The following is a 22,313-nucleotide window of genomic DNA, read 5'->3' on the forward strand; positions in this document are numbered from 1 at the left end:
GCTTCCTCTTTTTGCATGCCGCCCTCAGTCAACTGAGTAATAGAATATTGAGGGTCTCTACCGATAACGATTAAAGGTACTTCTAATGTTTTATAGAGTTCTTTTATTGAGCAAGCACAATTTTTCCACCTAGATAGTTCAGAAGCTGTCGCTTTATATAATGTAGGAGAGGTAGAAAATTCAATGTACTGTCTTGATTGGTTAGCGAGTATTGGCTTTAGTTCATTAGAAAGCATGTCTACATCCATTTTGGAGTATGTATTATATTTTTGAAGCCACATATCATCCGAATCAGTCTGATCAGAAATTGGTAAATGAAGTTCATCTAATCGGTGTAAGTTCATGGATGTAGAATCAACTAAAATAAGTGCTTGCAACTTATCTTCATATAACATGGCAAAATGTTGTGCACATAAACCTCCATAGGAATGACCGATTAGAATGATTGGTTCGTGAATATCTAGTTTTTGTAGTAACATATGAAGTTCTTTTGTCGCTTGTAATGTAGTACGTGAATGATTCCTTAGTTCACTTTTTCCGTAACCTGGGCGGTGGTAGGAAACGACTGTAAAGTGCTGTGAAAGCTTTTCTATAATAGGAAACCAATCATAAAATGAGCAAGTCATTCCGGTTTGAATGACTACAGTTTGTTCACTACTTCCTTTCATATATACTTCTATAGTTTGCCCCAATACCTCTACAAATTTATAAATAGTAACCCCTCCTAACTAAGCTTGAAATAATTTTTGACAAGCGAAAACGATGCACCAGACACCTATACCGAACAGGACAGATGTGCTAAGTGAAAATGAGTTTTTTAGGCCGATATAGACGATAAATAATAGTAGTGCAGATGCAGGAAACCCATATAATACGCCTATAGCAAATTGACTTAATTCTTGTTTGTTCCCGCCTTCGAAAGAAATCCAAAATAGGCTCAGTAAACTTACGAGAGGAAGGGCAGCGATAAACCCGCCAATCGTACTATAATGTTTAGCTACTTCAGTAATAAAACCGATAATAAGTGCCGAAACGATTACTTTAACGAGGAAATGCATAATTTGCCTCCTTCGCTAATAACGAAAAAGCTCTTTCGATTACTTGTTGTTCTTCTTTCGATAACTGCGATTCTAATATTTTTATCTTTTCTTTATCTAGTAAAGTATGCTTTTCTAATACTTCAATGCCTTCTTTCGTTAAAGTAAGGTTCACAACTCTTTCATCTTGTTTGTTTCTTTCTTTCATGATATACCCTTTTTGAATAAGGCGCTTTACGTGTTCAGAAGCGGTGTTATGAGAGAGAGTAAGCTCGGTAGCGACTTTTCCAATTGTTATATCTTTCTCACGAGAAATGATTTGTAAAATACGAATGGCTTGGTGAGAAAGGTTGTCTTCATATTCATATCGTAAGTGATAATAAATGCTCTCCCAATGCTGATTGATGTCTTTCATAATAAATCCTCCTGTTTTTATATCGTATAATAAGATATATTCGTTATTAAAGAAGTAAAATCCTTTTATTTGGATAAAAAATGTTGAAAAAGTTTATTTTTATTGAAATATAAGGTAATCTATGTGTAAAGGTATACATTCAGCAAGAGAGAGGATGAAAACTGTGAATACATTCAAATGGATGAGTCATGAACAGATGTATGTAGATGAAATACATGTTGAAAAATGTGGTCCTCTTTCAGTCGGCGTATATGGAGGAAATCAAGAGAGTGATGCATATGAACGAGGAGATGCGGTACTTGCTTGGTGGGATCCTGAATTACAATTTGAATTTGTTATGATTTTTGATACACACCACAAAACAAAAAATATTGATTATATAATAGAAGCCATTTCAGAAAGAAAAGAGAAACTAAAGGAGTTATTTTCCTACCCGATACATTTAGCTTTTCATCATACACATATGTACTTATTAGCGTTGTTTACAGATGAGTTGTTTATTGAAAAATGTGATCAAGATGATGAGGAACTTGCATGCTTAATTTGTTTGCGAAAAGGTGAATTTTTATATTGGTTATCAGTCGGTGATTGTTTCGCATATTTATTCCATTCTGAGAAAACGAAAAATGGTAAAGGGCGATTAAATAAACGGAAGAATTACGAATATATTGGTAGGAAAAATATTTTTGCAGCAAATACACCTTGTTTTACGTCAGGTGTAAGAGGATTAGAAAAAGGAATGAATCACATCGTAATGGCAACGGACGGTATTTTAGAGTGTGATAAACGAAGGTTTGATGATGACCAATCTTTAATAGAAATATTACACGACGGAAGTTGCTTACAGATTGAGCCAGTATTAACAAATGTACTGCAGTGGAAAGGTAGAGATTGTGCCACAATTATTGGATGGTCCATTGACACTGAAAATAAACGATGTGCTAATTAATATAAAAGGAGTTCAAGGTTTTTATCCTTGAACTCCTTTTTGTTAAGCAATATGGATGTGATACGTTTTTAACCATTCGTTAACTTGTAACATATATTCCATAGCACTTCTTGCTTCGAAATTGTTAATTTCTTTATTACTCTGATCGGCAATAGCAAGTAATGTGGAATGATTAATAAGAGAGAAAATAGGATTGTTTTTATTACTACACATGTCGAGTGATAAATGACGGATTGTTTGTAAATAATGTGGGTCTTGTGAAGTTGGATACGCACTTTTTCTTCTATTCCGTACATCATCAGGTAAAGCAGGCTTTAATGCTCTACGTAAAATGCCTTTTTCAATATTATCAATGCTTTTTATGTTGAAAGGAACGTTCCATAAATATTCAACTAATCTATAATCACAAAACGGTACACGAACTTCAAATCCTACGGCCATACTCATACGGTCTTTACGGTCAAGTAAGAACGGAAGAAATCTCGTTAAAAATAAATAAAACATTTGACGTTGTTTCGCAGATTTTTTACTTTCGCCTTCAAGAGTAGGTACTTCAAGTATCGCTTCTTGGAATCGTGTATCAATATATTCTTCTAGATTACATTGGTTACTTACTTCATGTAGTAGAAGAGGAGATGTATTTTTCCAATTTGTTAGCCAAGGAAACTTATCTACATATAGTAATTCTTCTTGATGAAACCAAGGGTATCCACCGAATACTTCATCAGCAGATTCGCCAGATAAAGCTACGGTCGCATCTTTTTTCATTTCGCAAAATAGTAAATATAGTGAAGTTTCCATTTCACCAGCACTCGGTAAATCTTTTGCATGGAGGGGAACGAATAAGTGATTTGCTAATTCTTCAGCATTCACAATAATATCATGATGAGATGTCCCTACATGTTCAGAAACGCGTTTTACCCAAGGAGCGTCTAAACCAGTGCGAGCAAATGTCAGTTCGAAATCTTTTGCGCTATTTACAAAGTCAATGGAATACGTATGAAGTGTTTTATTTTCAGCAGCAAATTCTTTCCCGGCTAGTGCAGTAATCCCGCTAGAATCTAATCCTCCTGATAACATACAGACGAGAGGAACATCGGCAATTAATTGTCTTTTTACTGTATCTTGTAAAATAGATAAAATATGTGATGCTGTATCTTCAGTAGAGTCTGTATGAGCTTTACTTTCTAAATTCCAATACTTCGTAACTACTTTTTTATCACGTGTAAATGTTATAGAATGTCCAGCACGCACTTCTTCAATATGTTTAAAGACGCCACATCCTGGAGTTCGAAATAAGCCTAATCCAAATATTTCATTTATGCCATCCGCATCAATTTCAGTAGGAACAGATGGATGCGCTAATAATGCTTTAATTTCAGATCCGAAAATAATGCTGTCATTTCTTTCTGTGTAAAAGAGTGGCTTTACGCCTAAATGATCACGTGCTAAAAATAATTGTTGCTTCTGATCATCCCATAAGGCGAAAGCGAAAATTCCATTTAAATGTTGTACGCAGTCTTCTTTCCATTCTAAATAAGCATGTAGTAACACTTCTGTATCTGAATGCGTTTCAAATGCATGACCGCATTTTTGAAGTTGCTCTCTAAGCTCACGGAAATTATAAATTTCTCCATTATAAGTAAGAGCATACGTATAATCACCAGCACGAAATGTCTTCGGCTGTGCTCCGCCTTCTGGATCAATTACAATTAAACGCCGGTGTGCAAAGGCCGCACGAGGTGAAAACCAAAATCCTTCAGCATCAGGACCACGATGCTGAATACTATGTGCCATCTTTTCTAAAATAACATGTTCATTGGAAAGGTCCTTATTCCAATTTACCCAACCTGTAATTCCGCACATACACATCTCATCTCCTAATTTTTAAAAGTAGATTAACGAAATAAAATGTACACTAAGTTAAAGAATGACTATATAAATAGTGTACTACATGAATCAAATTGCAGACTTGAGAAAATTTTCTTTGAATGTATAGTTATGTGAGACAATGGCTAAGGGAAAGTATTCCATTACATACAAAAGATAATAAAAAGATGAGAGAAAATATTTTTTTAGACGTTATATAGGGTGTAAAAGCTTTTGCAAAAAAATAAGGGGAATCGCTACATGAAATCAAATGAGAAAAATTATATAAAAAGATTACAGCGACAAAAAGAAGATGCGCTAGAATTTGTTGTCGATACATATTTACCACTCATCAAGGGAATCACGCATAAAGTTCTTTTTCCAGTTCAAAATGATGGACTCATAGAGGAATGTGTAAATGATATTTTCCTATCCATTTGGAATAACGCAAATAAGTTTCATGGAGAGCCGAGTGATTTTAAAAAATGGATTGCAGCGATTGCGAAGTTTAAAGCAATTGATTATTACCGGAAGGCAACTAAAAAAGTAGAAATTATTTCGGATGAGTTTCATATTAGTACGGAAAAGTCAGCGGAAGATGAATTAATTGTTATGGAAGATAGAGAAGAATTATTGATGCTTATTAATCAATTAGAACCGTTAGATCAAAAAGTGTTCATTATGAAATATTTACTCGGTATGAAGACAGAGGAAATAGGTGACAAGTTAGGGTTAACCCGGGCAGCGATCGATAATCGAGTGTACCGGGGGAAAAAGAAACTACAACAAAATGCTACGAATATTAGTTTTGGAGGTAGTGCAATATGAAAGACATTTATGAACTATTAAATGATATTGATATAGATGAAAAAGAATTTGAGGAAATTGAGGCTTCTGAAATTGAAAAAGAAAAAGTGAAGCGCAACTTAAAACAATCTATTCGTACGAAGAAAAAGATAAAAAGTTGGAAAAAAGGTGTCGCTGCTGCATCTATTTTAGTAGGATTATCAGTTGCAACGCTTGGTATCGGGTTTCCTACATATGCTGGGGGATTGCCAATTGTAGGTGATATATTCCGATTTTTAGATAATGGTAGAACAGGGTTATATGAAAATTATAAAGAGTTTTCGACTGAATTGAATATGACGAGGGAGAGTAATGGGGTTAAGGTTACCATTAATGATGCTGTGTTTGATGGTAGAACAATTACAATCACATATTCTATTGAAAGCGAAAAAGATTTAGGAGAGAAGCCGTTCCCATTTGGAAGTCCGCAAGTTAGGGGCTTTAATGGCGGAGGAGGTAGTTCGAACATTACAAAAGTTGGAGAGGGACAATATGTAGGTATGACTACGATGAGTGGTCATGGTAGGGAAAGGTTAGATGTTGCAAATGTTTGGTGGGATATAGAGGCAATTGAGTTGGATTATAAAGGTAATGCAATAAAGGGGAACTGGAATTTCGCGCTTAGTTTAAAAGCAATGGATAGTAAGGAATTAAAAGTTAATAAGGTTTCTGAAAATGAATTAATAAAAGTAAATATAGACAAAATGGAAGTAACCCCGATGTCATATATCGTTTTTTTCAATCAGGAAGAATCTAAGGCATTAAGAAGTATATGGGATAGTGCGGATGTTGAGTTAGAAATAAAAGATGATTTAGGAAATCATTATGCTGGTGAAGGAAATGGCGGAAGTAGTACAGTAGCGGAGCCACATAAAAGTAGTTGGAGTGCTACATTCAAAAAATTAAACGAAAATGCAACAAAACTTATCGTTACACCTCGCGTACACTTGCGAGTTCATACACCTGAAAATCATGGTGGAGTGGAGTATGTGAATGGGAAAGAGAAGAAAATAGAAGTACCGAAAAAAGAAGCGAAGAGTAAAGATATTGTTTTAGATGATATTGTCATTGATTTAAAGAAATAGAAGAGAGACTGCCTAAAACCGTTAGGCAGTCTTTTTTTAGTTAAGAACTAGCTACAAGTAATGCATGCGGATGCTGCGCTTTATACTCATCTTTCCACGGAATGTTTAGTTGTTCCCACGATTCGCCGCTATCAGTAGATTGAAACACACCGTTGTTATTTAAAGTGTAAAACGTGTGTGGTTCTGCTGGATTTGTCGCAAACATCGAAATGACTGTACCAATTGCAGATGGTAGTCCTTGCTGTACTTGCTCGAACGGAGTATCTTTCGTTTTACGATAAATATAAGATTCATAAGGTACACGGTGATGAGCGAGATCAGCACTCGGTGCGGCAGAAACGAGAATTGTATTGCAATCAGCTGGATCGATAGCCATGCTATATAAATAATGATGTTCAAGCCCTTCACTGCATGAAATCCAACTGTTTCCACTGTTATAACTTTCAAGATATGCGCGATCAGGTCCGCCCATAAACCCGTCACCACATGATGCATAAAGGCGATTTGGAGCTTCAGGGTGCATAAGTAATTGATGAGCATCGATGGGAGCACCGAATTTTTTATCAATCCATGTATGTCCTTTATCGTTACTTTGAATAACAGCACCAGCTTCAATTGAAACATGGATTGTATTTGGATTATTTGGGTCAACTGTAATCCAGCGGACATGATGGGTAAAAGGTCTGGGCGGGAAAGCCCACGTATAAGAAGATAATAATGATTTCATATTTTTCAGTTCCGTCCACGTTTCACCACCATTTTCTGAACGGAATAAAGCGCTCGGTTCTGTGCCGACATAAACGACGCCATAGCCGTTAACTTGTTCATTCGGGCTTATCGTAATGGAAGTGATCGAAGAATGTAAAATACCATCTTCTTTTGGGAAATCAAAGTAACGATAAGAATCTCCAATTGGTCTCCATGAATCTCCGCTATCGTCACTTAACCAGAGACCTCGTCCAAAAGTGCCGCAATATACACGATTCTTTTGAAATGGATCAACAGCGATACAGGTAGGTTGCATATTTTGTAAGTGATACGCTGCTTCATAGTTACCATATCGTTCTTTCACTACAACAAGTTCACGTTCCATACAGAGAAATAAACGTTTCATTTTCGTAACCTCCTTAAAAATTCTTTCATTAGTAAACAATATGAAGCTGAAAAAGAAGTAGTCTTATTTTTTGTTGAGAAAAAGGACTTGTTTGAAATGTAGCGAAGTGTGTATACAGAGGAAGCGGGATAAAGATGGGGAGTTTGTTTCATACTAATGTACAGATATTATCCTTAAAGGAGCCTTAGTATGGGACATTCACATAATCATGGTAATTCTAATAATAAAAAAGCGTTATTACTTGCATTTTTACTAACGACAAGTTTTATGATTGCTGAAGTTATTGGGGGATTTGTAACAAATAGTTTAGCACTACTATCTGACGCGGGGCATATGCTAAGTGATGCGGTATCTTTAGCTTTAAGTTTACTTGCGTTTAAGCTTGGAGAAAAAACAGCAACAACTGCGAAAACATATGGATATAAGCGAGTCGAAATGTTAGCGGCATTATGTAACGGTGTCGTTCTTATTGTCATTTCAATATACATTTTTATTGAAGCAATTCGCCGTTTTACAGAACCAGTTGAGATTGCTAGTAATGGGATGCTCATCATTGCTGTACTTGGTCTGCTTATTAATATTTTATCAGCTTGGATATTAATGAGAGGCGGAGATGTGAAGGGCAATTTAAATTTAAGAAGTGCTTTCTTACACGTATTAGGAGATCTATTAGGGTCAGTCGGAGCGATAATTGCTGCGTTACTTATTAAGTTTTTTGGATGGACTGCTGCAGATGCGATTGCTAGTATTCTTGTGTCTATTTTAGTCATTATTAGTGGATGGCGTGTAACACGTGATACGGTCCATATATTAATGGAAGGTGCACCACAACACATAAATGTGGAAGAGGTAAAAAGTACATTATTAAATATTCCGGTTGTAAAAGAAGTTCATGATTTGCACATATGGTCTGTCACATCGGATTTTCAAATATTAACTTGCCACTTGATTATTAAAGGAAATGAAACACAAAGTGTATTAAAAGAGGCTACGGATGTATTAAAAGAGAAGTTTCATGTAGAACATGTCACCATTCAAGTAGAAATAGATGGTGAATTTAATCATAGTGAGACAACTTGCAAAGTATGAAAGAAAAAGGATAAGAAAAAGTGTCATAACATTTTTCGCGCGGCATACATATATATAATGTGGCCACAAATACTTTGTAAGGTAAATATTTCATTAAATTACTTTACTTATAAAGAGTCATCTTTTATAATCAAAAGTGGTAATTGATAAAGATTATCATTTTCAATGATCGTAGAAAGGAGTTTTTTAAAAGATGAGTAGTCAACTCCGTTTTGCTGTTGAAAATCGTAAGAGGCATTTAATTGATGAGTTAATTGGAGCAGGTGTGTTTAAAATTCGTGACCGACAATTATACGAGCTGTCTTTAGAGGAATTGGAAAAAGAGTACGAAGATATGGAAGATTATGCAGATATTCAGGCATAGCTATATATATTAGTAAAAAGAGAGCTGGTTACGATTTTGTGTAGCCAGCTCTCTTTTTATCCCGCTATTTGCCGGGCAGTAAGACCCCCCACCTCAAAATTCAGCGGAAGGAAAGAAGTTAGGTGAGGGATCAACAAAACCCCCACTGATTAAAGTTTCACTTTATTTCGTAGAAATTATTTTTTGTATTTCTTTCATTGGACGGAGCCAGTTTTGAGTCATCATTTGTTCCATTTGTTTTTCATCCTGCTTCTGTAATGCTTGAATGATAGAGTGATGTTCTTCAATAGATTGACTTGCTGGAATAAAGTTTTGGAAAAACAAATATTCAAGGCGTAAGACGTGAAGTTGCATATTTTCTAGAAAGGGTTCAATATATTGATTTTTAGCAATAGAAGAAATGGTATTGTGAAATTGTATATCTAGTTGTAAAGCTTGTTTTGTGTTTTGTTTCTCTATAGAGCACTGAAAATCATCATTTATTTCAGAAAGTAGTTTCAAATCAGCGTCTGTAATATTTTGAAGTGCTTGTTTTCCTATAATAGAGTGAAGACCAGCCATCGTCTCATAAATGATCGGAATGTCGTCTAACTGAATAGGAGCAATTTTTGTTTTTTGTCCAGGTACCATTTCCACTAATCCAGAAAGCTCTAATATTTGAAGCGCTTCTCTTACAGGTGTTCTGCTTACTCCTAGTGCTTCAGCCAGTTCCCCATCATTAATTTTTTCATTGGGCTTCAGTACACCTTCAATAATCCAATCTTGTAGTTGATTTAAAACGAGTGATTTTGCTGAAACTCTTCCTAGCTTTTTATTATTTTGAGGGATAGGCATAGTGAATTCAATCCTTTCATTGTATATTTTCCTTTTTCTCATGAACAAGCTTTAATTCGGGTTTCCCTTCATCCGGTTTTTGGCTTAAGATAAGCACCATTACAATGACACAAAGGGCCCCTAATAACTGAAAAGATTGAAATGGTACATGTAATATAAGTACAGAAGAAATAATAGCTGCGAGTGGTTCTGTACAACCGAATAATGTCGTTTCTTTCGGGGTTAAGTATCGTATGCTGTCTAAGTATAAATAAAATGCGATGAGTGTCCCGAAAATGATGACAAATGTGATGAGCGGTAAGGTATTTAGTTTTACATATTTCATCGTTGACAATAAAATGAATTCTTTCGTAGTAATAAAGTGTACAATCGTTACACCAATACCCCCAATAATCATGCCCCATCCAACGATAACTGAGGAAGACCATCTATCTAGTAATTCTTTTGAATATAAACTATAAAAAGCAAGAGATAATCCAGATAAAATACCCCAAACGATAGCTGGTGTAGAAACAGCTAAGTTATGAACAGACCCGTTTGTTAGTAAGAGGAAAGTGCCTACTAATGAAAGGACAATTGAAATAAAATCAATTTTTGATGGACGAACGTTCCATTTGAAAAGTAAGTATACAGTAATAAATATAGGAGCTAAATATTGCAATAATGTTGCAACGGCAGCATTTCCTTCTTTAATAGAAGCGAAGTACGTGTATTGTACAGCAAGCATACCGAATAGGCCAAACAATATCATTTTAGTAGCATCAGATCTTTGTTTCCATATGCTGAATATTTCTTTTTTTCTCGTTCCGAATGATGAAATAATGAGCAAGATAACGCCCGATATAAGCAATCGAATTGTAACTAACCATTCAGTAGAAACATGTTCATATTGAAAAAGTTGTTGTGCAGCTGTTCCAGATAATCCCCATAAACAAGCACCAATTACAACCATAATGATTCCTTTTAAACGATTTGGATTCATCATGTATTGATTCCTCCTTTCAAAAAATATATCGTATACAATATGCAATATATCACGAAATGAATAAAAAATAAACTGAAAATTCTCGCTTGGTGTAAAGCTGTTATTCAGATTAAAGAAGTTTGTTAAATAAGAGAACGATAAAATAAAAAGGCTTTCGTTTACGGAAGCCTTTCTATTTTAAATTATGAAGTGTAAGTAAAAGCTGGAATAGGATCAATGAATGTATCCCAGTTTTGTGCCATTTCTTTTTCTGTTAATAGACAATCATCTAATGATTGTTCAATTAAAGAACGGTTCATATCAATTCCGATAAATACGAGTTCGGTTATTCGATCTCCATATCGCTCGTTCCAGCTTTTCAATACTTCGGGTTCTTCTGTAATAATTTGATTTCTTTCAGTTTCAGGTAATGCCGCTATCCATTCACCGGCTCCTTGAATTGTAATAGAGGAACCCGCTTGAGATAGAAGCCCTATCATATTATTACGTGATGCGAGCCAGAAAAAGCCTTTTGCTCTTACGACATCCACAGGCCATTTTTCTAGCCAATTCATAAGGCGTTCAGGATGGAAAGGATATTTACGGCGATACACAAAGGAATTGATGCCATATTCTTCAGTTTCAGGTGTATGATGTTCACTATTTAATTCTTGTATCCAACCCGCCGATTGACTCGCTTCCTCATAATTGAATAAGTTTGTATTCAAAATTTCTTGCAGTGGTACGTTGCTAAATGAAGTTTCAATAATTTTTGCACTAGGATTTAATTTCTTAAGTAAATGATGGAGCTCTCTCACATCTTCTTTTTCTAGTAGGTCTATCTTATTAAGGAGAATTACATTTGCAAACTCAATTTGATCTATTAATAAATCAATAACTTCCCGAGTATCGTTTTCATCAATTGCCTGCTTACGGTCTAATAAACTTTCACCATCTGCAAAATCATCCCAAAATCTATTTGCATCTACAACAGTAACCATTGTATCGAGGCGACAATTTTTTGTTAAGTCAATGTTCAGAACATCGTCTGTATACGTAAACGTTTGGGCAACTGGAATCGGCTCACTTATACCGGAAGATTCAATAACTATATAGTCAATATCACCGTTTTCCACAAGACGATTCACTTCTATCATTAAATCCTCTCGTAGTGTGCAACAAATACAGCCATTTTGAATTTCTACTAGTTTTTCCTCCGTACGTGAAAAACCACCTTTTTTGATAAGGGATGCATCAATGTTTACTTCGCTCATATCATTAACGATAACAGCTACTTTTAAGTTGTTCTTATTAGTCAAAATATGATGTAGTAAGGTAGTTTTTCCAGCTCCTAAAAAACCACTCAATACAGTGATAGGTACTTTTTTCATGAAATACTCTCTCCTTTAAATCGTAATGATTACGTTTTATATTAAATGATGGAAAAGAAAAAATCAATAATAAATCATAATGGTTACGATTTAAGAATAGGAATAGACTATAAAATTTGTGCTGTAGCAGGAAGCTTTTGGACAAGCACTTGTTTACATATAAGTAAAATGGAGGCGAGAAGGATGGTCTTTAATAGGGTTTCAAAAGAATTAATAGGAATAGCTCTTATTGCTATGTTTCTCTTTTTATTATTTTTTGTAGATTTTACAAGTTTAGCAAATTTGCATAAAAGTATGCCAAAAGAATGGTTGAATGTGAATACGGTGTTTTTAAGTATTATATTTGAAGCAATACCATTTATTTTATTAGGGGTAATTGTTTCTTCTCTCATTCAAGTGTTTGTGACAGAAGATATGATTCAAAAAGTAATGCCGAAATCTCCAATTGTTGCAATGGTTCCAGCAGTATTTGTTGGAATTCTTTTTCCAATGTGTGAATGTGTCATTATACCAATTGTAAGAAGGCTCATTCAAAAGGGGTTACCACTTCATGTGGGCATTGTTATTTTACTAAGTGCACCTATTATGAATCCAGTTGTTCTTTGATCTACTGTATATGCGTTTCAAAAAAATGATTACATTGTATATGCACGCTTTGGGGTAACAATTCTTGTTGCTCTATTCATAGGTTTAATTGTGTATTATCGCTATCGCGAAAGAAATGTTTTAAAAGACGTAGAGGTGTCAGTTCAAAAAAACAAAAAAAAGAGTTGGAAAGATGTTATGAATCACACTGTAGATGAGTTTTTTGATACTGGTAAGTATTTACTGATTGGTGCTTTTTTAGCAAGTGTATTTCAAACATTTTTTGATCGGAATGTACTGGATGCAGTAGCACATAACGAAGTAATTGCCCCAATTATTATGATGGGATTTGGTTATGTTTTATCCATTTGCTCTGCGGCCGATTCGTTTATAGCGGCATCTTTTGGACATGTTTTCTCTGTAAAAGCACTTCTCGCATTTCTTGTGTTTGGGCCTATGCTCGATATGAAAAATACGTTCATGTTGTTTGCATATTTTCAAAAGAGATTTGTATTCTTTTTGATTGGAATTATTATTTTATCGGTGTATACAATCGTGCAAATTACAACGTTATAGGAGATGAGAAACGTGGAGGGAAAGGAACAGAAGGCCTATCATCGCTATATTCGTGGCATTATTTTAATTGGTTTAGCAATGCTCTTATTTAAACTATTTGTAACCGGGAATATTTATAATTTTATCGCTCCAAAAATAATTAAATTTACGTATATAGCTTTTGTAGTAATTTTACTTCTTGGTTCATTACAAGTTTGGGGAGATGAGAGAGAGGAACAAGATGATTGTAATTGTTGTGTGCATCATAGGGAATTGAAGTTAGGGTTAAAAAGATATTTTGTATATGTTTTATTTGTTGTTCTAATTATTAGTGCTTTTTTATTTGGAGGTGTAACAATTGATGGAAGTTTAGCAGGAAAAAGGGGTATGAATCAAAGTGTACAGGCGATAAGTATGGAAAAGAACGAAAAAGAGGGAATACAGGCAAATTCTAATGGGAAAGAACAAGATGAAACTTCGAATTTAAAAGTGACTGATCAAGCGGAAGAACAATTAGCAAAAAGTATGTTAGGACAACGAAAGATACAAGTAGAGGATAAGGATTATGTTCAAACAATGAGTATAATTGGTCAAGATGTAAAAGGGTTTAAAGGGAAGGAAATTACATTCTCAGGGTTTATATATAATGATAAGGATGTGACAGGTGATAAAGCGGTAGTGGCGCGATACGGCATAACTTGTTGTATTGCGGATGCATCAGTCTGGGGGATGATTGTTGCAGGGGAAAACGTAAAAAAGCTCCCACAGGAAACATGGGTGAAAATAACAGGTTTGTTGGACGAAACGACATATAAAGGAGCACTATTTCCACTTGTAAAAGTAAGTAAAGTAGAGAAAATCAATACGCCTATAGATCCGTATGTATACGATGGTTTACCACAATGAAAAAGAACTAATTCTTCATATTTTCATGAAATAGACTCATAATTGCGGTAACAAAAAAATAAAGATAAGAGTAATTTGGTTTGTTAAAAATATGGGTAGAAGGAGATATGCGATGAGCTGGGTTACTCATAAACCAACATTTGAATTTGATAACTATAACCATTTTATTCGGGCAAATACGGCGTGGATTGGGCATTTAGACTTTGCATATGATTTAGTAAGGTTTGAAAAGCCGGAAGTATTAGTCGAGTTAGGTACACATTTAGGAGCTTCTTTTTTCAGTTTTTGTCAAGGGGTAAAGGATGGGGGATTAGCTACAAAATGTTTTGCTGTAGATACTTGGACGGGAGATGAGCATACAGGTCCATATGGAGAAGGCGTTTATCAAATCGTAGAGAAAGTCGTAAATACGAGTTATCCCAATATAGGTAATTTAATTCGTTCTACTTTCGATGAGGCCGTTGATCAATTTCAAGATGGAACGATAAACTTGTTGCATATTGATGGCTATCATACGTATGAAGCAGTTTCTCATGATTATAAAACATGGTTACCGAAACTTGCGAATAACGGTATTGTGTTATTTCATGATATTGAGGTGAAAGATCGAAACTTCGGCGTGTATAAGTTTTGGGATGAAGTCACAGCAAAGCACCCTCATTTTCAGTTCCAGCATTCATATGGACTCGGCGTATTATTTCCGAAAGGTTGTAGCGATAAGTTTGTGGAAATACTTAAAAATAAAGAAGAAATACAAAATATGTATAAATAAAAGTGGAGCATGCATCATTTGAATGATGCGTGCTTTTTTGTGTGGGGAATAATGATATTCCTTTAAACGGTGAGGATAATAGTAAAAAGTTTGATGGTGGCAAATATTAAAAAAGTTACTCTTTGATTGTTAAATATAAAAAATGTAACATTTTTTATATTTTCCATTGCGAAAAGTAGCATCTACTTTTACAATAGAAAAGGTGTCCAATATATTATACTGGAAAAATAAATCGAAATAATATGAAAATTTTGTTTTGTCTTCGCTAATTGTATATTACATACATGTAAGACGACACATGTCATGTTATCGACTTGTAAGGAGAGAAAAAAATGAAAAGTGTAAGATTACCATCGATGCTAGAAATCATAGTTCTTTTATTACTATTTCTTGCTGTTGTCTTTTCCTTCCAAACGATTTTTGATCTCCCAATTCAATTAGCGCTATTTATTTCATGGTTTTTAGTAATTGCGCTTGGATTAAGATTAGGATTTCGTTATCAAGAATTGCAAGATGCAATTACGAAAGGGATTTCTAACGGATTAGAAGCAATACTGATTTTAGTTGCAGTAGGTGCTTTAATTGGAACATGGATTGCTGGTGGCGTTGTACCAACATTAATCTATTATGGGTTAGAATTTATTCACCCTAGCATATTCCTATTAGCAACATTAATTATTTGTTCGATCACTTCTATCGCAACAGGAACATCATGGGGAACAGTTGGAACAGCAGGTATTGCTATGATGGCGATTGGTGAAGGGCTTGGATTACCACTTCCACTTGTTGCTGGTGCAGTTCTTTCAGGAGCTTATTTCGGCGACAAATTATCACCACTTTCTGATAGTACAGTTCTGGCAGCTTCTATGGCGAAAGTAGATGTTATTGCTCACGTTCGAGCTATGCTCGTATTAGATGTTCCGGCTTACATTATTACTAGTATTATGTTTACTGTAGCTGGTTGGATGTATGGCGGCGATAACGTAGATTTAAATCGAGTAGAGTTTTTAAAAGAAGCTTTGTTAAAGCAATTTGATATTAAAATATGGATGCTTGTTCCAGCGGTCATTGTTATTGTTCTATTAGCACTAAAGAGACCGTCTATGCCAACAATTGCAATGGGAGCTTTAATTGGTGCAATTTGGGCAACTCTTTTCCAAGGAATGAACTTTGGAGAGGCGATTGGAACAGCGTATAACGGATTCTCAATTCAATCTGGTGTTGAATTTGTGGACAAGTTATTAAACCGTGGTGGAATTAACGGTATGCTTGGATCAGTAGCAGTTATTATTTTCGGTTTAGGATTTGGTGGATTACTTGAAAAACTAGGTGTTTTAAAAGTAATCGTATCAAAATTTGAGAAGAAATTAAATTCTGCAGGTAATGTAACATTGTCTACATTAATCGTGGCATTCTTAGCGAATATATTTGGTTGTGCAATGTATGTATCATTAATTTTAACACCGAAAATTATGGAAGAAAGCTATGATAAATTAAAAATAGACCGACGTGTATTAGCACGTAACTCAGAAGTAGGTGGAACGTTAACTTCAGGTATGGTTCCATGGTCTGATAATGGTATTTTTATGGCTGGTATTTTAGGTGTAGCAACGTTCTCATACGTTCCATTTATGTGGTTAAGCTTCGTATCGTTAATTTTAGCGGTTATTTACGGATATACAGGCAAATTTATTTGGTATGTTGATGATGCTGAAAAAGGAAAGCAAGCATCATAAAAAAATACCTTCTGCGATGGCAGGAGGTATTTTTTTATACACACGAGTGAGAATTCTTATCATTTAAGAGAAAGTCTGTTATTATAAGAGATGTAGGTATTTTATTTTCAAGGGGATGAAAAAATGGAGTACAGAATTGAAAGAGACACATTAGGAGAAATTAAAGTTCCAGCTGATAAATTATGGGCAGCACAAACACAACGTAGTAAAGAAAACTTTCCGATTGGCACAGAGAAAATGCCACTTGAAATTGTAAAAGCATTTGCCATTTTAAAGAAGAGTGCAGCACTTACTAATAAAAAATTAGGAAAGTTATCAGAAGAAAAAGCAGAAGCAATTGTGACAGCAGCTGACGAAGTGATTGCAGGGAAATGGAATGAACATTTTCCACTTGTCGTATGGCAAACAGGTAGTGGTACTCAGTCAAACATGAATGTGAATGAAGTAATTGCAAACCGAGGGAATCAAATTTTGAAAGAGAAGGGATCTGACGTACATATTCATCCGAATGATGATGTGAACATGTCTCAAAGTTCAAATGATACTTTCCCAACTGCGCTTCATGTAGCATGTGTACTCGCAGTAGAAAATCACGTGTTACCAGCAATTACGAAATTAAAAGAAACGTTAGCAGAAAAAGTAACTGCATTTGAACATATTATAAAAATTGGTCGTACACATTTACAAGATGCGACACCGTTAACATTAGGACAAGAAATTAGTGGATGGCACCGTATGCTTGAAAAAACAGAGCGTATGATTGCAGAGAGCAATACATATATGAAAGAGCTTGCGATTGGTGGTACTGCAGTTGGAACAGGTATAAACGCTCATCCTAAATTTGGTGAGATGGTATCTGAGGAAATTAGCCAATTTACAGGTAAGCAATTTATTTCTGCACCAAATAAATTCCATGCATTAACGAGTCATGATGAAGTTGTATATACGCATGGGGCATTAAAAGCATTAGCAGCGGATTTAATGAAGATCGCTAACGATGTGCGCTGGCTGGCAAGTGGTCCACGTAGTGGGCTAGGAGAAATTATTATTCCAGCAAATGAGCCTGGAAGCTCTATTATGCCAGGTAAAGTAAATCCAACGCAAAGTGAAGCGTTAACGATGGTTGTAGCACAAGTGATGGGAAATGACGCAACAATCGGATTTGCAGCGAGCCAAGGCAATTTTGAGTTAAATGTATTTAAACCTGTTATTGCATATAACTTCTTACAATCTGCTCACTTATTAGCAGATGCAATTGTTTCATTTAATGATAATTGTGCAGTTGGTATTGAAGCAGATGAAGAAGTCATTAAAGAGAATGTGAATCGTTCATTAATGCTTGTTACAGCATTAAACCCGCATATCGGATATGAAAATGCAGCGAAAATTGCGAAGCATGCTCATAAAGAAGGGCTAACTTTAAAAGAAGCAGCGCTGCAATCTGGACTACTAACAGAAGAACAATTTGATGAAATTGTCGATCCGAAAAAAATGATTGCTCCGAAAGAGTAATAAAAAACGCCAAGATTCTTCGTTTAGAATCTTGGTTTTTTATTACTGTAAGTGCCAAAATATATTATTTGTTAGCAGACATATGCAATATTTTCATATGTGGGCAGTTTTCTTTTAAAAGTGCAATGAATTTTTCTTCTTCTTGTGGTATGAAAGTTGTCACAGAGTCGAATAAATTATAATGGATTTCTAATTGCTGTCTAGTCCATTTCTTTGAATGAAGTTTTTTACCAGAGTATTTAATGTGGCGAATATCTTCAAAGGGAATTTCAGTACGTAGTATGAAACCATGTTTTACGAAAAGAGATGATTCCGTTACGTTGTAGTGAGAGAAATAGAATGAAGAAAGATTCACGATATTTAGCAGCATCATGAGGGTGAAAAAAATAGAATTTTCATTTTGGAAGAATAGCGAAATGAAAAAAATCATGATAAATAATGTAATAAAAATGACGTGAAATGGATTTTTTTTCGCTTTAAATTTCAAGTTAGTCACCTCGGTATACGTGTACTTTAACTAAATTAAATCATAACATCGTAATAAAACGTGCGAATATGCATAATTGCATATTCGCACGTTTTGTTATTCATGTAAAATTTCTTGATGGGATAAATTCAAAAGAAGTTTTGTAATAGTGGAGTGGCATGAAGTGACTTACAAAAATAGAAAGATAGCGTTAGTCATAATTAGTTGTATGACGGTTATGGGTAGTTGTGCAAAGAAATTTGTTGAGGATGGAAATCGAAAACATATATTTGTAGAGGTAAGTAAGGTTTTAGTAGAGACTGTAAATAGAATATATAAAAAGTAAAAGGTGTTTTCTTATATGGAAACACCTTTTTTGTAGTTAAAATTGAATGTATTTTCTCCAAATGACCATATTCACTAATCGCATATGTATTTTTAGCGATTTGCTTAATAGTAAACAAGAGTCTTGTAGAATATTCATCTTCTATTTCACATCCTATAAAATGAATTTACATAAACATATTCGCTTTTCATTGGTTAAAACCTTTTAGTAGACGTTTTTATAAAAGTTTATAAAATAGGTAAACGAAATATTGAAAAGTTTGTTTTGGTTATGTTAAGATGATGAAGTAATAATAAACGTTATTAAGATTTGTCTATTATAAAACAAACATTTTAAAGGAGTGTTTAGTATGAGTGATATTTCAGAGAAGTTTTGGGACGCTTCAGTTGAGGAGTTGAAGAAAGGGTATGTATTTGAAGCGGAAGCAGAGGAATATATTTGTTTAGCGTGTGGAGAAGCGTTTATTAAGGGTGTTATTTATCAAGATAATCAAGTTTTGTATGAAGCAGAGAAGTTTGTACAATTGCATGTGCAAAACGAACATACGTCGATGTTTGATTATTTATTAAATCTAGATAAGAAGTATACAGGTTTAACTGATTTGCAAAAGAAGATGGTTCAGTTTTTCCATATGGGGCTGAATGATAAAGAGATTGTGAAAGAGATGGATGGGGGAAGTACTTCAACCATCCGTAATCATCGGTTTACACTTCGAGAGAAAATGAAGCAAGCGAAAGTGTTTTTAGCGTTAATGGAACTGTCAGAAGAAAAATCAAAAGTACAAACGAAATTTGTACCCATTCATAGAACAGCAACGATGGTAGATGATCGTTACAATATTACAGAAGAAGAAAATGATGAAGTGTTAAAAACTCATTTTACAGAGGGATTAGATGGACCGCTTTCTAAATTTCCAAAAAAGCAAAAGCGTAAATTAATTATATTACGTCATTTAGTGACGAAGTTTGATAGTAATAAAAAGTACACTGAAAAAGAAGTAAATGCTATTATAGAAAGCGTATATCCGGATTTTGTAACTTTGAGAAGATATTTAATCGAATACGGGTTTTTAGATAGAACAACTGATGGAAGCCAATATTGGGTGAAGTTATAATAACATAGAAAAGAATATGAATAGAAGCACACCATTACAACAAATATACAAAAAGATGGAAGTTGAAAAACAGATTTTTAATAAAAGGAGAAATGAAATTTGAAACCACCTACAAATAACAATAAAGAAGGTGCGGAGTCACATAAGTTAGAAAGTGAGAGTAAACCGATTTGGAAATCGATGTCCATGTTTTTAGTACCGTTACTATTAAGTAATGTACTACAATCAGTTGGACAATTATTCGGTATGGTAGTAGTAGGAAGATGGCTTGGAGTGAATGATTTAGCGGCCATATCGGCATTCTTCCCATTATTTTTCTTACTTGTTTCATTCGTAATTGGTATTGGTTCAGGGAGTTCCATTTTAATTGGTCAGGCGTTTGGGGCAAAAAACGAAGATCGTTTAAAAGCGATTGTTGGTACGACGCTAACATTTACTTTTATTATTGGAGTTGTGTTAGCGATAGTAGGTAGTATTTTTGCAATGGATATTATGCGCCTTATGGGGACGCCAGAAAATATTATTGAAATAAGTGTACATTATGCACGTATTTTATTTATATCGATGCCAATCTTATTTTTATATTTCGCATACACAACGTTTATGAGAGGTACAGGAGATTCTAAAACGCCATTTTACTTTTTAATTGTAAGTACAGCGCTAAATATGATCTTATTACCAATCCTTATTTTTGGATGGTTAGGTGCTCCAAAATTAGATGTGTATGGAGCAGCATATGCTTCTGTTATATCTACAGTTATTACGTTTATTGTCATGTTAGTGTATTTAAAGAAGAAAAATCACCCGCTACAATTAGATAGTACGGTAAGGAAATATCTTCGAATGGATTGGGGTTTATTAAAGTTATTACTACAACTCGGCATTCCAGCAAGTATTAATATGATATTAGTTTCATTATCAGAAATTGCGGTAATCGCGTTTGTAAATCGTTACGGTTCGGATGCAACAGCAGCTTATGGCGTTGTGAACCAAGTTGCAAGTTATGTACAAATGCCAGCCGTTAGTCTTGGTATTACAGTCTCCATTTTTGCTGCACAATCAATTGGTGCGAATCAATTTGATCGATTGCAGAAAGTTGTGAAGGCCGGAATTATTATGAACTACGTCATCGGTGGTGTGCTAATATCACTCATTTACTTGTTCTCAAGAGACATTCTAGCACTATTTTTAACGAGTCAAACTACAATTGAAATTGCTCATAGCCTAGTTATGATCACATTATGGAGTTATTTAATTTTCGGTCATGCGCAAATTATTAGTGCGACAATGCGAGCAAGCGGTACAGTATTATGGCCAACTGTTATTGGCGTCGTATCAATTTGGCTTGTTGAAGTACCTGTAGCGTATTACCTTTCTTACCATACAAGTCTTGGTATAGAAGGGATATGGATTGGATACCCAGCAGCATTTATTGTTAGCTTAATACTACAATATGCATATTATAAGCTTTCATGGCAGAAGAAACGAATTACACGATTAGTGAGTTAAACACTAAAAATGTCCCTAAGTTATTATACTTAGGAACATTTTTTATAAGTGCAGATTTACAAATAGCTTTTTAAAGTAATATCAAAATGTTGTCTAATGAGTTTATTATCACTCATATAAAATTCCCACGCTTTTTCTGGTTCACCGATAATTTCAAAAGATTCTTCTGTAATATATAAGGCGCAATTATCTTCTAGTGCAATGCCTTCTATATTACCTTGATGATTTTGTAAAAAGGAATGGAAGGCGTTCATTCTATTTAATTGATTATAATGTGGACAAAACCTTTTGTTCACAATGCCCCAGCCGTTACTCTCTATATAACCAGAACCTTCATAATCTGAGCGGATACTAGATGTGAACCAACACATAGCACCAGCGCTACACCCTGCAATGAGCGTTCCTTGCTGCAGAGCCAATAGTAATTTTTCATCGAGCTTATGTTCTTTCCATTCTGTAATCATTTGAATATAGTTCCCGCCACCGAGATAAATTAAATCAGCAGACTGAATCATTTCGTCTATTTCATATTTAGAAGGTGTATCGGCTATAATACGTAAAATTTGTACGTCACAGTGTAATTGTTTTTCGAATGTGTCTAAAAATAATTTTATATAGCTTTCATCATCATGACTAGCTGTAGGAATGAATAATACTTTCGGATACTGTTTATTTGTTAATTCTATAAGTCGCTCATTAATAGGCGAGTGATTTGAATCTTGTAAATCACCGCCACCAATGACAGCTAATTTCATAGTAAAGCACCACCTAATCATTTTCGTTATATAAAAATTCGATAGAAGAGAGTTACATTCCTTCTCTTACGTAATGAATAAGTAGAAAATGGGGTTTAAA

Annotated in this window: 22 protein-coding genes and 1 pseudogene; 13 read left to right on the plus strand and 10 right to left on the minus strand. The window is 34.6% G+C overall.

The window, feature by feature from the left end:
• The 3 genes from MR079_RS21935 to MR079_RS21945 form a co-directional block, all read right to left on the minus strand.
• Positions 1-668: alpha/beta fold hydrolase (locus MR079_RS21935; protein WP_242294617.1), on the minus strand; the 668-nt coding region annotated here is incomplete at its 3' end.
• 60 nt (positions 669-728) lie between these two features.
• The gene (locus MR079_RS21940; RefSeq protein ID WP_242294618.1) at positions 729-1,058 is read right to left on the minus strand and encodes a DUF3147 family protein; all 330 of its coding nucleotides are present in this window, start codon (positions 1,056-1,058) and stop codon (positions 729-731) included.
• The gene (locus MR079_RS21945) at positions 1,042-1,452 is read right to left on the minus strand and encodes a MarR family winged helix-turn-helix transcriptional regulator (RefSeq protein ID WP_242294619.1); all 411 of its coding nucleotides are present in this window, start codon (positions 1,450-1,452) and stop codon (positions 1,042-1,044) included. The genes MR079_RS21940 and MR079_RS21945 overlap by 17 nt, the downstream gene beginning before the upstream one ends.
• Before the next feature lie 121 nt (positions 1,453-1,573).
• Between MR079_RS21945 and MR079_RS21950 the strand changes: the two genes are divergently transcribed.
• A complete protein-coding gene (locus tag MR079_RS21950) occupies positions 1,574-2,401 on the plus strand; it encodes a PP2C family serine/threonine-protein phosphatase (protein ID WP_139867878.1) in 828 nt (275 codons plus the stop codon).
• 42 nt (positions 2,402-2,443) lie between these two features.
• Here the strand turns inward: MR079_RS21950 and asnB are convergent, their stop codons facing one another.
• The gene (gene asnB, locus MR079_RS21955; protein ID WP_242294620.1) at positions 2,444-4,267 is read right to left on the minus strand and encodes an asparagine synthase (glutamine-hydrolyzing); all 1,824 of its coding nucleotides are present in this window, start codon (positions 4,265-4,267) and stop codon (positions 2,444-2,446) included.
• Positions 4,268-4,531: 264 nt separating this feature from the next.
• On the opposite strand from asnB, the gene MR079_RS21960 reads away from it, so the two are divergent.
• Positions 4,532-5,098, plus strand: a complete 567-nt coding sequence (locus tag MR079_RS21960) for a sigma-70 family RNA polymerase sigma factor (protein WP_139867874.1) — start codon at positions 4,532-4,534, stop codon at positions 5,096-5,098.
• Entirely contained in the window at positions 5,095-6,201 is a 1,107-nt protein-coding gene (locus MR079_RS21965; RefSeq protein WP_242294621.1) for a DUF4179 domain-containing protein, read from the plus strand. Before MR079_RS21960 ends, MR079_RS21965 begins: the two co-directional genes overlap by 4 nt.
• Positions 6,202-6,241: 40 nt before the next feature.
• Here MR079_RS21965 and MR079_RS21970 read toward each other — a convergent pair whose 3' ends face one another.
• Positions 6,242-7,315 (minus strand): beta propeller repeat protein, encoded by a 1,074-nt coding sequence (locus MR079_RS21970; RefSeq protein WP_242294622.1) that lies wholly within the window; start codon positions 7,313-7,315, stop codon positions 6,242-6,244.
• A 189-nt stretch (positions 7,316-7,504) separates the two neighbouring features.
• Between MR079_RS21970 and MR079_RS21975 the strand changes: the two genes are divergently transcribed.
• Both MR079_RS21975 and fbpA read left to right on the plus strand, forming a co-directional pair.
• Positions 7,505-8,404, plus strand: a complete 900-nt coding sequence (locus tag MR079_RS21975; RefSeq protein WP_139867868.1) for a cation diffusion facilitator family transporter — start codon at positions 7,505-7,507, stop codon at positions 8,402-8,404.
• A 193-nt stretch (positions 8,405-8,597) separates the two neighbouring features.
• Entirely contained in the window at positions 8,598-8,768 is a 171-nt protein-coding gene (gene fbpA / locus MR079_RS21980; protein WP_000098301.1) for a Fur-regulated basic protein FbpA, read from the plus strand.
• Between the two features lie 162 nt (positions 8,769-8,930).
• On the opposite strand, the gene MR079_RS21985 is transcribed toward fbpA, so the two are convergent.
• The 3 genes from MR079_RS21985 to MR079_RS21995 form a co-directional block, all read right to left on the minus strand.
• Positions 8,931-9,602 carry a GntR family transcriptional regulator gene (locus tag MR079_RS21985; protein ID WP_242294623.1) on the minus strand — a complete coding sequence of 224 codons (672 nt, stop codon included), beginning with the start codon at positions 9,600-9,602 and terminating at the stop codon, positions 8,931-8,933.
• 16 nt (positions 9,603-9,618) lie between these two features.
• Positions 9,619-10,584 (minus strand): DMT family transporter, encoded by a 966-nt coding sequence (locus MR079_RS21990; RefSeq protein ID WP_242294626.1) that lies wholly within the window; start codon positions 10,582-10,584, stop codon positions 9,619-9,621.
• 185 nt (positions 10,585-10,769) lie between these two features.
• The gene (locus tag MR079_RS21995; RefSeq protein WP_000757655.1) at positions 10,770-11,957 is read right to left on the minus strand and encodes a GTP-binding protein; all 1,188 of its coding nucleotides are present in this window, start codon (positions 11,955-11,957) and stop codon (positions 10,770-10,772) included.
• Between the two features lie 183 nt (positions 11,958-12,140).
• On the opposite strand from MR079_RS21995, the pseudogene MR079_RS22000 reads away from it, so the two are divergent.
• From MR079_RS22000 to fumC, 5 genes and pseudogenes are all read left to right on the plus strand, one after another.
• Positions 12,141-13,118: pseudogene (locus MR079_RS22000) on the plus strand (permease).
• 12 nt (positions 13,119-13,130) lie between these two features.
• The gene (locus tag MR079_RS22005; protein WP_242294624.1) at positions 13,131-14,003 is read left to right on the plus strand and encodes a TIGR03943 family putative permease subunit; all 873 of its coding nucleotides are present in this window, start codon (positions 13,131-13,133) and stop codon (positions 14,001-14,003) included.
• 112 nt (positions 14,004-14,115) lie between these two features.
• Positions 14,116-14,775, plus strand: a complete 660-nt coding sequence (locus MR079_RS22010) for a class I SAM-dependent methyltransferase (protein ID WP_074615382.1) — start codon at positions 14,116-14,118, stop codon at positions 14,773-14,775.
• Positions 14,776-15,107: 332 nt separating this feature from the next.
• Complete coding sequence (nhaC, locus tag MR079_RS22015; protein WP_087953024.1) at positions 15,108-16,511, plus strand: Na+/H+ antiporter NhaC; 1,404 nt, start codon at positions 15,108-15,110, stop codon at positions 16,509-16,511.
• 123 nt (positions 16,512-16,634) lie between these two features.
• The gene (gene fumC / locus MR079_RS22020; protein ID WP_139867862.1) at positions 16,635-18,023 is read left to right on the plus strand and encodes a class II fumarate hydratase; all 1,389 of its coding nucleotides are present in this window, start codon (positions 16,635-16,637) and stop codon (positions 18,021-18,023) included.
• Positions 18,024-18,087: 64 nt separating this feature from the next.
• Here fumC and MR079_RS22025 read toward each other — a convergent pair whose 3' ends face one another.
• Complete coding sequence (locus tag MR079_RS22025) at positions 18,088-18,510, minus strand: PH domain-containing protein (RefSeq protein WP_242294625.1); 423 nt, start codon at positions 18,508-18,510, stop codon at positions 18,088-18,090.
• 163 nt (positions 18,511-18,673) lie between these two features.
• Between MR079_RS22025 and MR079_RS22030 the strand changes: the two genes are divergently transcribed.
• From MR079_RS22030 to MR079_RS22040, 3 genes are all read left to right on the plus strand, one after another.
• Complete coding sequence (locus tag MR079_RS22030) at positions 18,674-18,835, plus strand: hypothetical protein (protein WP_033678361.1); 162 nt, start codon at positions 18,674-18,676, stop codon at positions 18,833-18,835.
• Between the two features lie 349 nt (positions 18,836-19,184).
• A complete protein-coding gene (locus MR079_RS22035) occupies positions 19,185-19,949 on the plus strand; it encodes a DUF2087 domain-containing protein (protein ID WP_001280298.1) in 765 nt (254 codons plus the stop codon).
• A gap of 99 nt (positions 19,950-20,048) precedes the next feature.
• The gene (locus tag MR079_RS22040) at positions 20,049-21,458 is read left to right on the plus strand and encodes an MATE family efflux transporter (protein WP_139867856.1); all 1,410 of its coding nucleotides are present in this window, start codon (positions 20,049-20,051) and stop codon (positions 21,456-21,458) included.
• Between the two features lie 56 nt (positions 21,459-21,514).
• Here the strand turns inward: MR079_RS22040 and MR079_RS22045 are convergent, their stop codons facing one another.
• Positions 21,515-22,213 (minus strand): peptidase E, encoded by a 699-nt coding sequence (locus MR079_RS22045; protein WP_000762133.1) that lies wholly within the window; start codon positions 22,211-22,213, stop codon positions 21,515-21,517.
• Positions 22,214-22,313 lie beyond the last annotated feature (100 nt).

It is taken from the genome of Bacillus cereus group sp. BfR-BA-01381 (assembly GCF_022663555.1).
In the GTDB taxonomy this organism is placed as follows: Bacteria; Bacillota; Bacilli; order Bacillales; family Bacillaceae_G; genus Bacillus_A; species Bacillus_A pacificus.

Coding starts and splice junctions, on each gene's coding strand:
- MR079_RS21985 (WP_242294623.1), bottom strand. CDS start 9,602: ATGCCTATCCCTCAAAATAATAAAAAGCTAGGAAGAGTTTCAGCAAAA.
- MR079_RS21950 (WP_139867878.1), top strand. CDS start 1,574: ATGTGTAAAGGTATACATTCAGCAAGAGAGAGGATGAAAACTGTGAAT.
- MR079_RS21960 (WP_139867874.1), top strand. CDS start 4,532: ATGAAATCAAATGAGAAAAATTATATAAAAAGATTACAGCGACAAAAA.
- MR079_RS22045 (WP_000762133.1), bottom strand. CDS start 22,213: ATGAAATTAGCTGTCATTGGTGGCGGTGATTTACAAGATTCAAATCAC.
- MR079_RS21995 (WP_000757655.1), bottom strand. CDS start 11,957: ATGAAAAAAGTACCTATCACTGTATTGAGTGGTTTTTTAGGAGCTGGA.
- MR079_RS21975 (WP_139867868.1), top strand. CDS start 7,505: ATGGGACATTCACATAATCATGGTAATTCTAATAATAAAAAAGCGTTA.
- MR079_RS21970 (WP_242294622.1), bottom strand. CDS start 7,315: ATGAAACGTTTATTTCTCTGTATGGAACGTGAACTTGTTGTAGTGAAA.
- MR079_RS22010 (WP_074615382.1), top strand. CDS start 14,116: ATGAGCTGGGTTACTCATAAACCAACATTTGAATTTGATAACTATAAC.
- MR079_RS21945 (WP_242294619.1), bottom strand. CDS start 1,452: ATGAAAGACATCAATCAGCATTGGGAGAGCATTTATTATCACTTACGA.
- MR079_RS21965 (WP_242294621.1), top strand. CDS start 5,095: ATGAAAGACATTTATGAACTATTAAATGATATTGATATAGATGAAAAA.
- nhaC (WP_087953024.1), top strand. CDS start 15,108: ATGAAAAGTGTAAGATTACCATCGATGCTAGAAATCATAGTTCTTTTA.
- asnB (WP_242294620.1), bottom strand. CDS start 4,267: ATGTGCGGAATTACAGGTTGGGTAAATTGGAATAAGGACCTTTCCAAT.
- MR079_RS21940 (WP_242294618.1), bottom strand. CDS start 1,058: ATGCATTTCCTCGTTAAAGTAATCGTTTCGGCACTTATTATCGGTTTT.
- fumC (WP_139867862.1), top strand. CDS start 16,635: ATGGAGTACAGAATTGAAAGAGACACATTAGGAGAAATTAAAGTTCCA.
- fbpA (WP_000098301.1), top strand. CDS start 8,598: ATGAGTAGTCAACTCCGTTTTGCTGTTGAAAATCGTAAGAGGCATTTA.
- MR079_RS21990 (WP_242294626.1), bottom strand. CDS start 10,584: ATGAATCCAAATCGTTTAAAAGGAATCATTATGGTTGTAATTGGTGCT.
- MR079_RS22035 (WP_001280298.1), top strand. CDS start 19,185: ATGAGTGATATTTCAGAGAAGTTTTGGGACGCTTCAGTTGAGGAGTTG.